This window comes from Burkholderia sp. S-53, from assembly GCF_025560745.1.
Taxonomy (GTDB): Bacteria; Pseudomonadota; Gammaproteobacteria; order Burkholderiales; family Burkholderiaceae; genus Burkholderia; species Burkholderia pyrrocinia.
Genome location: NZ_CP090484.1, coordinates 2646214 through 2658958 on the forward strand (window position 1 = coordinate 2646214; position 12745 = coordinate 2658958).

Consider the following 12745-nt stretch of genomic DNA (forward strand, 5'->3'; position numbering starts at 1 on the left):
TTAATGAAGAAAATTACTGAAATAATTATCGGACCTCCCATTCTTCCGGCGAGATTTGTGTCGAGTGAGTATGATAGGTTTCTATTCTTTGATTTTTCTATGAGAACTGAATTTTCTATCTTCGATGAGATTAAAAGTATTTCAGGAGGGGGGAGGGGGATTAATGTCTTCTATGCGCGATCATTGAATTTTTTGTGCTTTTGTGGTGAGGGTGAAAGTTGGTCGGGTAAAATTGCATGCATCGACCAGGAATTGAATCGGCAAAATGAACCATATGGGCTAGTTGTTGCAGATTTGGATGAAAATTGGGTGATGGCGCAGCACTCGCCAGTCGAATGGGGGCTTTTGGCATTCAAATCGACATCGCCGCTGTCTTTATTTGTTTTCAATTCGTTGAATGGCGAGGACTTTTTGTCGATCAATGATTTTCGATCCGCGATTGTGGATGGGGTAGCTAAGTTGCATGGGAATTTTGATCGAAAATTTATCGAATGTTTGATAAATAATTATTGACGAAAGAATTTCTGATTTGATGTTCTTGGTGAGGTTGCGAAAAAATATAACGCTAAATGTTGGGCAAGGAGATGGTGAGCCAGCGTGTTCAATTAGAGGGAGGATTGGTGAGACCGTGAGTGCGGCGCTCACGCCACTTGCGGCGAGTGCGATTACGGGCGGTGATCAAGATGTGACGCAGAGGCAGGTCGCCGCGATTGCAGCCTTCGACATTTGCCGGCCGGCGGTTCGCTAGCCGTTGGCTGGTTGGTACGCAGGGGTTGATCGGTCACGCCAACGCCTACACAGCCGATGCTTTGTTCGAAGCGGGCCGACGTATGCTGCAAGCGAATCTTGAATCGAGATGGTTCGGTGCCGGGCAGTTCCCATGCGGTGCGACGTGGCTCAAGATCGTCTATGGAATCGCGACCCATCGCTGACACCGTTGCAAACCATCCTGAAGGCATACGATGACATGCCGAACGTAAAGCGACCGGATTTTGTCACGGGGTAGTGAAGAATACGGGGCGAGGCGATAGCGACAAATAGGTCGCTCATCAGGCCTTGCCCCGATATTCAATCATCATGTCCATCGGACGTTATGGAGAATCAGCATAAGCGATGCGCATTCCACAACATCTGACGAACGCATTATCGACAGCTGCGACGTCGATTACGACAGAGGGTGAACTCCCGGCTGCCGTCCGAAAGGACCTTCTTCAGTTGATCGAGGCTCTATCGGTGACCGAACACGCCGATGCGGGGTACTTACGCCGTCGCAGAACAACTGGCTGAGTCATGTGCGGCCAAGCTCAATGCTGCTGTCGCAGCAGGAGCAGTATGAACAGGCCGCGGCCTCATGTCAGCAGCAGGGGGGCTCAGGGCCGGCCTGTAATCAGCAGAACCAGCTCGCTGCCTTGTCGGCCCAGAATGATCAGAATCTGGCGCAGGCGTGTGCAACAGGGCCTAACGCGGCATGCCAAGCGCAGATTCAGGCGGCCAAAGCGGGTGGGAATCTGATCTTCAAGAACCCCTTGCCCACATATTTGATGGCAATGATGTCATTGTTTATGTAAGTCACTGGTTAGCCGTATTTGATGAAATTGAGAGTTTATTTTTGAGGAAAAATGCAGAGGGGTTTGTTGGGCACTGTCAATTTGCTTTTCTGGATATTGAGAAGTTCGATATGGTCGTGGTTCCGTACGAGAACCGCGCGGATGGTGTGATTTGGCGTGATCCCATCAAGTATTCGTATTCGGGGAAGGCGCAAGGCGAGACGTCGATATTTGAGTTGTCCGGCAGTCTGCAAGGGATCGCCTCATCGGTGGAGATAACTGTTAAAGCTCGGGCGTTCGAACTGCGGATACTGGACGGGGATGAGCCGGCAAGACAGTCATAATTCTCCGTGCCAACGCAAGCGATAGGAGGTGTAGCCCGTCAAGTTTGGCGGAAGCCCCACGGACTCGGGAAACAAAGTCGTACTTCCGCGAGATCCACGCCGTCAACAGGTTACGCCATGGTGGAATAGGTTGAAGAAGGATATTGCTAAGTGAGGGGCTTCTACGGCAGCACAGACATGATGGATAGTAAGCGATTGGCCAATTGGCATTGGAACGAAGGGGCATCGAATCAGGCTGTTTCAGATCTGATCGCCCTGATCAAGATTCCTCTTCCTGACGACTACCTCGCGTTTCTGAGGGAGCACAACGGGGGAGAGGGATTTGTCGATAATGAATATCTTATGCTTTGGAGGGCAGAAGATATCGTCACGTTCAACGAGGAATACGAGGTTGCTGAATATGCGCCAGGCTTATTGCTCTTTGGTTCCAATGGCGGTGGGGAGGCATATGCATTTGATACTCGAGTGAGTCCGATGCAAATCGTCCAGGTTCCGTTCATCGGTATGGATCTTGCCGATGTCATACCGATTGCGGGGAGTCTCACTACGCTACTTTCGGGAGCATCAGAATGAAGTCGCGGAAGGGCGAGGCACGTCCATTGGGAATGGAGCTGTTTGATGTAAAACCGATGATTCTTGGCGGGAACCCGAATGATATGTCCAATAAAGCGTGGCTCACGAGGCAGCAACATATCGAGGCAGTTCGATACTGGAATCGGATCGTGCAAGAACTCAAGGCGAGGAAATAGCCGAAGCATTGCCGTCCGAAATGGAGGGCCTATCCATCATTTTGTGGGCGAGGGTCATGCTCGCCGGGCGGTTTTCACGCCGCCCGGCCGCACATGCAGAACGTTGAGACGGACGTGACGGCCTCGAACAAAACCTGCCCGTCATTCAACATTTCGAAAGCCAGCGCAGACGTTGAACAACGTTGGCACCAAAGCGAGCACGATCGTCAATCAGTCGCCGGATTGTTGCAGAAGCGATACGGTACGGCCGCACCAGCGTTTTCTGCTTTGCTGAAGTGATTCAGTAATATTTCTTTAAGCTAATCGAAATAAAAAATATTCAGCACCTACCCTAAAGAAAGCGAAACTCCTGCCGTTACACTTCCTCGGCGGCTCGCAAAACCACACGAAAGCACTGCAACCGCACAGCCGCACAACCACACGACCAAACAAACAACCGAGGGACGCACGGCCGGCGATGCCGTGCGCATGATCAGAAGATGGGACGCATCGATTCGATTCGGCGCGCGGGCATCGGGGGCCGGCGCGCCCTCTGCCTCTGCCTTGCCACAGCGAGGCTGCTGCCGCATCGCACTACCGCCGCTGCGGGCCTTGCCCCGCACGAACACACCCACGCCTGTATCCGTCGTGCCGAACGTCCGGCAACCGACGGACCTGACGCCTTCCCTCGCCGGCATATCACACCACCTATTCAACGCCGTTCACGGAGGGAAGCAAGAAAAGCGAGAACACGAAACGATCTTTCAATAAAAGCAGTACAACGATATTCAAAATATTGACTATTAAAAATGCATCGTAAATCGGGGATTGAATTGAAGAAGCATTCTGTTTATTTGCTGGCGGCAGCCGCGATCTCGGTATTCGTCGTCGCGGGTTGCGGCGGCGGCGGTGACGGCTCGTCGAACGCAAGCAGCGGCACGCCCGCAAACACCGGCGGCGCCAATAACGCAGCCAGTACGCCGGTCGTCGCATCCACGCCGCTCGCGGCACCGCCGGCGAGCGCGCCGGTCGCCTCGTCGCAGCCGGTGACGGTCGGCGAAGCGCTGCCCAGCCTGTCGACCCCGCAAGCCGGTTCGACTGCCGCAACGGCGAGCGGCCCGATCGGGATCTGGACGGAATCCGGCAACCTGGGTTACTCGACCATCGCCCTGGTCGATCCGCGCAACAACCTGACCACGCTCAATCTGCTGGGATCGTTCGTGATGTCCGAGGATTTCTCGAGTCTGACGGTCAATGGCGCGACGTGGTCGCTCGGTTCGGGCGTCAACTTCGGCACGGGCGGGTTGCTCACCAAAATCGACTCCGGCTCCGGTGCGTACAGCGCGAAGCAGACGTTGTCCGGAACGATCAGCCGAGGCGGTACTGCGTCGACCGTCACGTTGACCTATAACGCCGCAAACGCACTGAGCGTCACGCAGGACAGCGTCGTGGGCACGTGGGCGACCACGAACGCGTCCTTCGCGATCGCATCGGGCGGCACGGTCACCGGCACGCTGAGCGGCTGCAACATGACCGGCACGCTGATGCTCGCCACGCCCGGCACGAACCAGAACATGTACGACATGTCGCTGGCAGCATCGGCATCGACGGGCTGCAGGCTCCCGGCGGGCGTTCCCCTGTCGGGCAGCGCCGCGATCATGTTCGTGCCGATCAAGGGGACCAACGGCTTCCAGCGATCGATCCTGTACGTGCTGCGCGCCGCTGATAACAGCTTCGTCGCCTACGGTCAGGTCATCAAGCAATAAACGCACGGCCGGCTCGCACGCGGCGTTTTCGCGCGCCGCGTGCGACGGTCCGACGAAAACGTTCCGTCAACAACGAAAGCCCATTCACTCAATGAAGAACTCATCCAAAGCTACCCTGTTCGGTTGCGGCCTGCTCGTGACGCTGCTGTCCGGCTGCGTCACGTTGCCGAACACCGACCTGAAACCCGAAGCGCGCGAGAAGCTGCATTCGATCGCCATCCTCGAAGTCACCGAGCCGAAGCGTGTCGCGGTCGTCAACCTCGGCGGCGCGGCGGGCGGGTTCGGCCTGATCGGCGCACTGGCGCAAACCGCCATCAACGCGAGCCATACGAGCACCTACACGGATCACGTGGCCACCAGCAAGATCGTATTCGCACCGGACATCGCGGACGGCGTAACGGGCCGCCTCACCGGCAACGGGTATCAGGTCGTGAAGCTGGACGGCCAGAAGGTGAAGCTCGCGGATGACGGCAAGTCGGACGACTACTCCGCGATCAAGACCGACGCGGATGCCATCATGAATGTGTGGTTCACGTCGTTCGGCTATATCTCGCCGCCCGACCAGCCCGATTACATTCCGTGGGTGGTCGTCCGGGCGCGCATTCTCGACGCGAAGACGAAGCAGGACATCTATTACAAGACGTTCGCGTGCGGCTACGACATCAAGTCGAACAGCGTCCACATCGACAGCGACTTCGCTTACACGTACGGCAGCTTCAGCGATCTCGAGAAGCGTTTCGACAAGTCGGTGGAAGGGATCAAGTCGTGCGAGAAGTCGGTCGCGGACATGATCGGTCAGGATCTGGCACGGACGCCGGCGACCGCGGCTACGACGACGACCGCGGCTACGACGACGACCGCGGCTACGACGACGACCGCGGCTACGACGACGACTGCGGCTACGACGACGACTGCGACTGCGACGACGACTGCGACGACGACTGCGACGACGACTGCGACCGGGGCGGCCACGGCATCGAAATGATCTTGATGCGACTGCGGGATCGTCGGAATACGCGTTCCGAATCCGGCAGTGCTTGAGGAAACCTGAGAGGGGAGTACTGCACGCGGCCGGGCGGTTTTTACGCCGCCCGGCCGCTCGCGAAAGCGACTGGCTTACTCGCCGCTATCGCCCTTGATCTGCGGCAGCGCCGACGATTCACCCGGCGTGAGCAAGCCGACCTGCGTATAAACGCGCAGCTTGTCGCGCGTGTCGGTGATATCGAGGTTGCGCATCGTCAACTGACCGATCCGGTCGCGCGGCGAGAACGTCGATGCCACCTTCTCCATCGACAGGCGTTCCGGCTGGTACGTGAGGTTCGGCGACTTCGTGCTCAGGATCGAGTAGTCGTTGCCGCGGCGCAGTTCGATCTTCACTTCGCCGGTGATCGCGCGCGCAACCCAGCGCTGCGCCGTTTCGCGCAGCATGATCGCTTGCGGATCGAACCAGCGGCCCTGGTACAGCAGGCGGCCGAGACGGCGGCCGTTCTCGCGGTACTGCTCGATCGTGTCTTCGTTGTGGATGCCGGTGACGAGGCGCTCGTACGCGATGTACAGCAGCGCGAGGCCCGGGGCTTCATAGATGCCGCGGCTCTTCGCCTCGATGATGCGGTTCTCGATCTGGTCGCTCATGCCGAGGCCGTGGCGGCCGCCGATGCGGTTCGCTTCCAGCAGCAGCTCGACCGGGTCCGTGAACTCGACGCCGTTCAGCGCGACCGGCTGGCCGGCTTCGAAGCGCACCGTCACTTCTTCGGCGGCGATCTTCACGTCGTCGCGCCAGAACGCGACGCCCATGATCGGGTTCACGATCTTGATGCCGCTTTCGAGGCTTTCGAGATCCTTCGCCTCGTGCGTCGCGCCGAGCAGATTCGAGTCGGTCGAATACGCCTTCTCGGCCGACATCTTGTACGCGAAGCCCGCCTGGTTCATGAATTCGGACATTTCGGCGCGGCCGCCGAGCTCGTCGATGAACGTCTGGTCGAGCCACGGCTTGTAGATCTTCAGGTCCGGGTTCACGAGCAGGCCGTAGCGGTAGAACCGCTCGATGTCGTTGCCCTTGTACGTGCTGCCGTCGCCCCAGATGTTGACGCCGTCTTCCCTCATCGCGGCGACGAGCATCGTGCCCGTCACGGCGCGGCCGATCGGCGTCGTGTTGAAGTACGTGACGCCGGCCGTCGTGATGTGGAACGCGCCGCTTTGCAGCGCAGCGATGCCTTCGGCGACGAGCTGCGCGCGGCAGTCGATCAGGCGGGCGCCGGCTGCGCCGTATTCGATCGCACGCTTCGGGATCGCGTCGTAATCGTCTTCGTCGGGCTGGCCGAGGTTCGCCGTGTATGCGTACGGGACGGCGCCCTTCAGTTTCATCCAGTGCAGCGCGGCGCTGGTGTCCAGGCCGCCGGAGAAGGCGATACCGACCTTCTGGCCGGTCGGGAGGCTTTCGAGAATCGTGCTCATAGGAATTACCGTGGATTGGGTCCGGGGGGATCGTATTTCGCGGAATATGCGAGTATCGGCTGTCCGGGAAGTTGGGGCAAGGGCTGATTTTCGCGCGGATCCGTCGTCCGGCCTGTCGCGGCGGGCCTGGCGGGCGGTTAACCAGGTGGAGAACGCCGCGTTAACCGGCGCCGAGCGGCGGCCGAAACGGTCGCGAACGAGCGCCGTCGCGGGCCGTGCTTCCGGGGCCGGATCGGCTGAAGGGCGGAGTCGCCGCCGTCAGGATGCGGGTCTGCCGAGCCGAAAGGCGTATGAAAGATTGACGTGCAAGGCCCGGAATCCCGCGATCCTCAGATATTCCACGACTGCGCGGTATCGAGCAGCTTCTCGCGCAACTGATCGACCTCGCCGGCCAGCTTCGCCGTGATCGACACGTAGCCGGACAACTGCGGCGGCGGCGCGTCGTGCGGCAGGTCGGCCGGCCGGCGGCGCGGCGCGAGCCGGCTCGGCGTGCCGAACTTGAGCGCGCGGCTCGCGCCGACGAGCGTGTCGCGGATGCGCCGGTTCACAGTCTTCATCTCGACGCGCATGTATTCGCGGGCCGCGACGTCGTCGCGGGCCGGCACCGCGCTCGACAGGATCTCCAGATAGCCGATGCACAGGCGCAGGCTGCGCTGGATCGCCTCGAGCTGCGTCATCGACGTCTCGCATTCCTTCGACACCGACGGCATCAGCGAACGCAGCTGCACGAGCAGCGCGCTCAGCGCGGCCATTTCCTTCAGGTGCGCGTCGTCGCTGACGTGGCGGTCGCCGGCAAGCCGCGCATGCACGGCCGCGCACGCGCGCAGCGCGTCGGCGAGCTTGTAGCGCCACGAGTAGGTCGCATAGAGCGGCAGCGCGAACGAGAACGCCAGCGCGATCGCGATGCCCGTCAGCACGTTCACCGCACGCCACAGGCCGTCGACGATCTCGTTGTCGCCGTGCCCGGCGACGATCACCATCGTGATCGCCGACAGCAGCGCGATATAGCCGGCCTTGCCGATCGCGTGATACGCGCAGAAGCCGCACGCGATCGCCATCAGCAGGTAGATCGCGAGCGGTGCGTGCGCGAAGGAATACAGCAGGATCAGCCCGAGCCCCGCGAGCGCGCCGATCGACGTGCCGAGCGCGCGCGGCGGCCTTCTTGCGGATGTTGCCGTGGTGCTGCAGCCCGCCGACGACGATCAGCACGGTGATCGTCGACCACTCGCCGTGCGGCACGCGCAGGCCGGTGGACAGGGCGATCGACACGAGAATCGCGAGCGCGACGCGCGCCGCATGGATCAGCTTCGCGTGCCGGTAACGGCGATACGGGTCGAGCAGCGGACGGAGCGCGTTGCGCAGCAGGGGCGGCAGCCGGGTAGGGAACGGGGCGGTCATGACGGAAACAGGGTGGCCGGAACGCGCACGGCGGCCAACGCGGGCCGGCGCCGCGCCGCGTGCGCAGCAGACGTAACGCTAGCCGAACGCGCGCGGGCTGTCCACGGCGCGGCGGTCCGGCCTGGCCGGCTGCCGCATCGTGTCACGACGACACGTCAAGCGATGTCGCGCCATGCGTCGGCCGCGCTCGGTTGCGCGTCCGACACGCGGTTGCGTCCGCCGGACTTCGCGCGGTACAGCGCCTCGTCGGCGCGCCGCAGCAGCGTCGTGGCGTTCATGCGGCCGTCGGCGGCGGTTGCCGTGCCGATGCTCGCCGTGACGCGCCCGTACGGGCTCTTCACGTGCTCGATGCCGAGCTCCGCGATGGCGCGCCGGATGCCTTCGGCAACGGTCGCCGCGCCTTGCGCGTCGGTGTCGGGCAGCGTGACGACGAATTCCTCGCCGCCGTAGCGCGCGACGTGGTCGCCTTCGCGGCGCAGGCAGCGCGACGCGGATTGCGCGACGCGGCGCAGCACGTCGTCGCCGGCCGGGTGGCCGTAGTAGTCGTTGAACGCCTTGAAGTGATCGACGTCGACGAACAGCACGGACAGCGGGCGGCCGCTGCGCGCCGCACGCTGCGTCTCCTTCGCGAGCACGGTGTCGAACGTGCCGCGGTTGTCGAGGCCCGTCAGCGAATCGGTGTGCGCGAGCCGGTACAGCTTCGATTCGGCGATCTGCCGGCGCTTCAGCTCGCGCGACAGCGCCAGCGAGCCCCACGCGATGAACCCGGTGAACAGGCACATCAGCACGACGGTCCAGACCGCGCGGTGGTGCCACGACGCGTACACGTCGATCTCGGCCGGTGCAACGTCGACGATCAGCGGCAGGCCGGAGAGATGCTTGTAAACATAGATGCGCCGCACGCCGTCGATGCTGCCGGTGCCCGCCAGCACGCCTTCGCGGCTGCGCAGCGCCTCGATGAACAGCGGCGAATTGTGCAGGTCGAGGCCGACCATGCGCGCGTCGTAAGGCAGGCGGCTCACGAGCATCCCGTTGAGTTCGGCGATCGCCGCGCTGCCGCGCTTGCCGACCGCGAGGCCGTCGAGCAGCGCGCGGAAGTAGTCGATGCTGAGCGTGCCGACGACCACGCCGCCGAACGTGCCGTCGGACAGCGTGATCCGGCGGCTGAGCGCGATCGTCAGTGCGCCGCCGCGCAGCCGGGACGCATAGGGCCGGCTGATGTAGAGGCCCTGCGCGAGCCCGTTGCGGTGCACGGTGAAATAGTCGCGGTCCGCAAAGTTGCCTTGCCGCGCGGGCGACGCGCTCGAATCGATCACGATATTGCCGTGCGCATCCATCACGAATAGCGACCCGAGATACGCACCGGTCGCCGCGCGGTCGAACAGCAGCCGGTGGCGCTGGCGCGGCGACAATGTCATCAGTTCCGGATCGGCCACGCCGTCGACGACGTTTTGCAGCGACAAATCGTAGAGTTCGATATTGCGCGCGATATCGCGTTCGATCAGCAGCATCAGGTTGCGCGCATTTTCGACCGCATGGTCATATGCGTCGCGCCGTGCCTCGATTAAAAGCGACGTGGAAAGTCCCCAACTGAACATCAGCAGGACGATGCCCGCAACGAGTACGCCGCGGGGCGACAGAATGCGTGCCACGATCGACGCGGTATGGCGGCGCAGCGCGGCGGGCAGCGGGAGTGGCTTCATCCTCGGTGGGGGTCGGGCGGCGGATATTCGCGTCGTCGACGGTTCCGCGCGCTGATTATTTCGAATTAACCCGTATTATCTCGCGAATTCCGGCAATTCGCGTGCACATGCAAAACATGCATGCGGAAATGGCGATTCGAAACGATTACGCATCATTACCGCATTGCGCGCGGGCAATTTGATTTGAATCAATTACCAGTGCCGGTCGTTTTGTCTGATTAATGTTGCGATAACCGGTCGATTTTTCGTATCGGTGCGGTATTTGGCGGATCGAGACGGGATTACCCGCCTGTCGCGCGGAATGAAAAGCCGAATAACCCCGGACATCTCATGGTTTTTTGCGCCGGCATTCCGTTGCGGCCGCGCCGGGGCAGCCAACTCGTTGATTCTGCGAAATCTCCCCGGTCGCGGCGGGCGGGCGCAGCTGAGCGGTCCCGATGGCGAATCAGGTAGAATCCGCGCTTCGCCGCAGGCGCCCGCCGCGCAGCGCGTATCGGGGCCGCATCGAATGCATCGCAGGACGCGCACCGCGCTCCGATTCCGCATGCGCCGGCTACGGATGCCGGCCGCTCAACGTTCGTCTCGTTTATGTCCGCAATTCCGAATCCCGACCAACCCGGTTCGTCCGCGAACCCACCCAAGCTTCATCGCGCGCTGAAGGCGCGCCACCTGACGATGATCGCCATCGGCGGCTCGATCGGCACGGGCCTGTTCGTCGCGTCCGGCGCGTCGATCTCGCAGGCCGGCCCCGGCGGCGCGATGGTCGCGTACATGCTGATCGGCCTGATGGTGTACTTCCTGATGACGAGCCTCGGCGAAATGGCCGCGTTCATGCCCGTGTCGGGTTCGTTCGCAACCTACGGCGCGAAATACGTGGACGAAGGCTTCGGCTTCGCGCTCGGCTGGAACTACTGGTACAACTGGGCCGTGACGATCGCGGTGGAGCTCGTCGCCGCGCAGCTCGTGATGCACTACTGGTTTCCGGACGTGCCGGGCGTGTGGTGGAGCGCGGCCTTCCTCGGCGTGATGTTCCTGCTCAACGCGCTGTCGGTGCGCGGTTTCGGCGAAGCCGAATACTGGTTCGCGCTGATCAAGGTCGTCACCGTGGTCGCGTTCATCGGCGTCGGCCTGCTGATGATCTTCGGCATTCTGAAAGGCGCGCCCAGCGACGGCTGGGGCAACCTGTCGATCGGCGACGCGCCGTTCGCGGGCGGCCTGCCGGCGCTGATGGGCGTCGCGATGATCGCGGGTTTCTCGTTCCAGGGCACCGAGCTGATCGGCGTCGCGGCCGGCGAATCGGAGAACCCGCGCACGACGATCCCGCGCGCGGTGCGTCAGGTGTTCTGGCGGATCCTGCTGTTCTATGTGTTCGCGATCTTCGTGATCGGCGTGCTGATTCCGTATACCGACCCGAACCTGCTGAAGACGGACGTGACCGACATCGGCGTGAGCCCGTTCACGCTCGTGTTCCGCCACGCGGGCCTCGCATTTGCCGCCGGCGTGATGAACGCGGTGATCCTGACGGCCGTGCTGTCGGCCGGCAACTCGGGCATGTATGCGTCGACGCGGATGCTCTACAACCTCGCGACCGAAGGCCGCGCGCCGAAGGTGTTCGCGAAGCTGTCGCCGGGCGGCGTGCCGCGCAATGCGCTGTATGCGACGACGGCCGTCGGTGCGCTGTGCTTCTTCACGTCGCTGTACGGCGACAAGACGGTGTACCTGTGGCTGCTGAACACGTCGGGGATGACGGGCTTCATCGCATGGCTCGGCATCGCGGTCAGCCACTACCGGTTCCGCAAGGGCTACGTGAAGCAGGGCTATGCGCTCGATCAACTGCCGTACCAGTCGAAGTGGTTCCCGTTCGGCCCGCTGTTCGCGTTCGTGCTGTGCCTCGTGATCGCGCTCGGCCAGGATTACCAGGCGTTCCTCGCGAACAAGATCGACTGGGCGGGCGTGACGGCGACCTACGTCGGCATTCCGCTGTTCCTCGTCGTGTGGCTCGGCTTCCGGTTCCTGAACAAGAGCCGTTTCGTGCGCTACGAAGACATGGAGATCGCGCCGTGGATCGCCGCGAGCCGCAGCGCGCAGCGGCAGCCGGTGGCGAACCGCGAAACCGCGGGCTGACGCGTGTGCGGCAGGCGGCCGCGCAACGTGCGATGAAACGGGAAGCCTCGCGCTTCCCGTTTTTTTTGCCCGGCTTTTGTGTGCACGGGGTCAAAGCCGGTTATATTGCCCGACCCTACCGGGCCACGGCCCGGCCGGCGCGACAGGCGCAGCGCGGATCGGCATCCGGCGCGCGTCGTGTGCGGCGGCCGGCGGCGCCCGGCGTCTTCATCGTTCCATCCGGGCCGGCACGGCCCGCGGAGCGCGCAACCCAGAGGAATCCATGAGCGCATCACCCGCCGAGCGGAAGGCCGGACCCGTTTCCATCGTGCGAATCGAAGCCGCGATCAACGCGTGGCGCGAAGTGTACCCGCCGGCACCGGACGGCGAGGACGGCTACGCGCTCGACGCCGGCAGCAATTGCCTCGCCGAGCTGTACGGCACGATGATCTGCTATCGGTTGCCGGATGTGCCGCTCGATACGCTGAGCAACGAGCAGCGCGACGCGCTCTACGCGACCGAGGTGTGATGGGCGGTCGCGACGCCGCTGCAGCGCGGCCGGCGTCGATCGGGAAACGGGAAGCCTGAAGGCTTCCCGTTTTGCTTTGGGCGGCGCGTGGCCGTGCGCGTGGCGGTTCGCGCCGCGTGCGGTATCGTGACGACATCGTCCGGCCTTGGTTTGACGCCGGATCGCTGTCCGGG

The 12745-nt window shown here is 62.4% G+C and carries 10 protein-coding genes and 1 pseudogene; 8 read left to right on the forward strand and 3 right to left on the reverse strand.

The features are described 5' to 3' along the window. The first annotated feature begins 3 nt into the window (after positions 1-3). The 6 genes from LXM88_RS34000 (at position 4) to LXM88_RS34020 (ending at position 5370) form a co-directional block, all read left to right on the forward strand. On the forward strand, positions 4-513 hold the full coding sequence (locus LXM88_RS34000) for a hypothetical protein (RefSeq protein ID WP_262543880.1): 510 nt from the start codon (positions 4-6) through the stop codon (positions 511-513). A 794-nt stretch (positions 514-1307) separates the two neighbouring features. Further along, positions 1308-1568, forward strand: coding sequence for a DUF6862 domain-containing protein (locus tag LXM88_RS37330; RefSeq protein WP_412524160.1), 261 nt, complete (start codon positions 1308-1310; stop codon positions 1566-1568). Next, entirely contained in the window at positions 1469-1891 is a 423-nt protein-coding gene (locus LXM88_RS34005) for a hypothetical protein (protein WP_262543881.1), read from the forward strand. Before LXM88_RS37330 ends, LXM88_RS34005 begins: the two co-directional genes overlap by 100 nt. Before the next feature lie 150 nt (positions 1892-2041). Further along, on the forward strand, positions 2042-2464 hold the full coding sequence (locus tag LXM88_RS34010; protein WP_262543882.1) for an SMI1/KNR4 family protein: 423 nt from the start codon (positions 2042-2044) through the stop codon (positions 2462-2464). Between the two features lie 988 nt (positions 2465-3452). Further along, the gene (locus LXM88_RS34015; protein ID WP_262543883.1) at positions 3453-4385 is read left to right on the forward strand and encodes a hypothetical protein; all 933 of its coding nucleotides are present in this window, start codon (positions 3453-3455) and stop codon (positions 4383-4385) included. A gap of 91 nt (positions 4386-4476) precedes the next feature. Then, a complete protein-coding gene (locus tag LXM88_RS34020) occupies positions 4477-5370 on the forward strand; it encodes a hypothetical protein (RefSeq protein ID WP_262543884.1) in 894 nt (297 codons plus the stop codon). Positions 5371-5501: 131 nt separating this feature from the next. Here the strand turns inward: LXM88_RS34020 and argG are convergent, their stop codons facing one another. The 3 genes and pseudogenes from argG to LXM88_RS34035 all read right to left on the reverse strand — a co-directional run bounded on the left by argG (position 5502) and on the right by LXM88_RS34035 (position 9940). Continuing rightward, entirely contained in the window at positions 5502-6839 is a 1338-nt protein-coding gene (gene argG, locus LXM88_RS34025; RefSeq protein WP_047901550.1) for an argininosuccinate synthase, read from the reverse strand. Between the two features lie 329 nt (positions 6840-7168). Continuing rightward, a pseudogene (locus tag LXM88_RS34030) lies at positions 7169-8237 on the reverse strand (FUSC family protein). A gap of 155 nt (positions 8238-8392) precedes the next feature. After that, positions 8393-9940: a GGDEF domain-containing protein gene (locus LXM88_RS34035; RefSeq protein ID WP_262543885.1), complete on the reverse strand. Its 1548-nt coding sequence runs from the start codon at positions 9938-9940 to the stop codon at positions 8393-8395. A gap of 588 nt (positions 9941-10528) precedes the next feature. Here LXM88_RS34035 and LXM88_RS34040 point away from each other — a divergent pair. Continuing rightward, the gene (locus LXM88_RS34040) at positions 10529-12064 is read left to right on the forward strand and encodes an amino acid permease (RefSeq protein ID WP_262543886.1); all 1536 of its coding nucleotides are present in this window, start codon (positions 10529-10531) and stop codon (positions 12062-12064) included. Positions 12065-12326: 262 nt separating this feature from the next. Further along, complete coding sequence (locus LXM88_RS34045; protein WP_096474969.1) at positions 12327-12572, forward strand: DUF3717 domain-containing protein; 246 nt, start codon at positions 12327-12329, stop codon at positions 12570-12572. Positions 12573-12745: the final 173 nt, after the last annotated feature.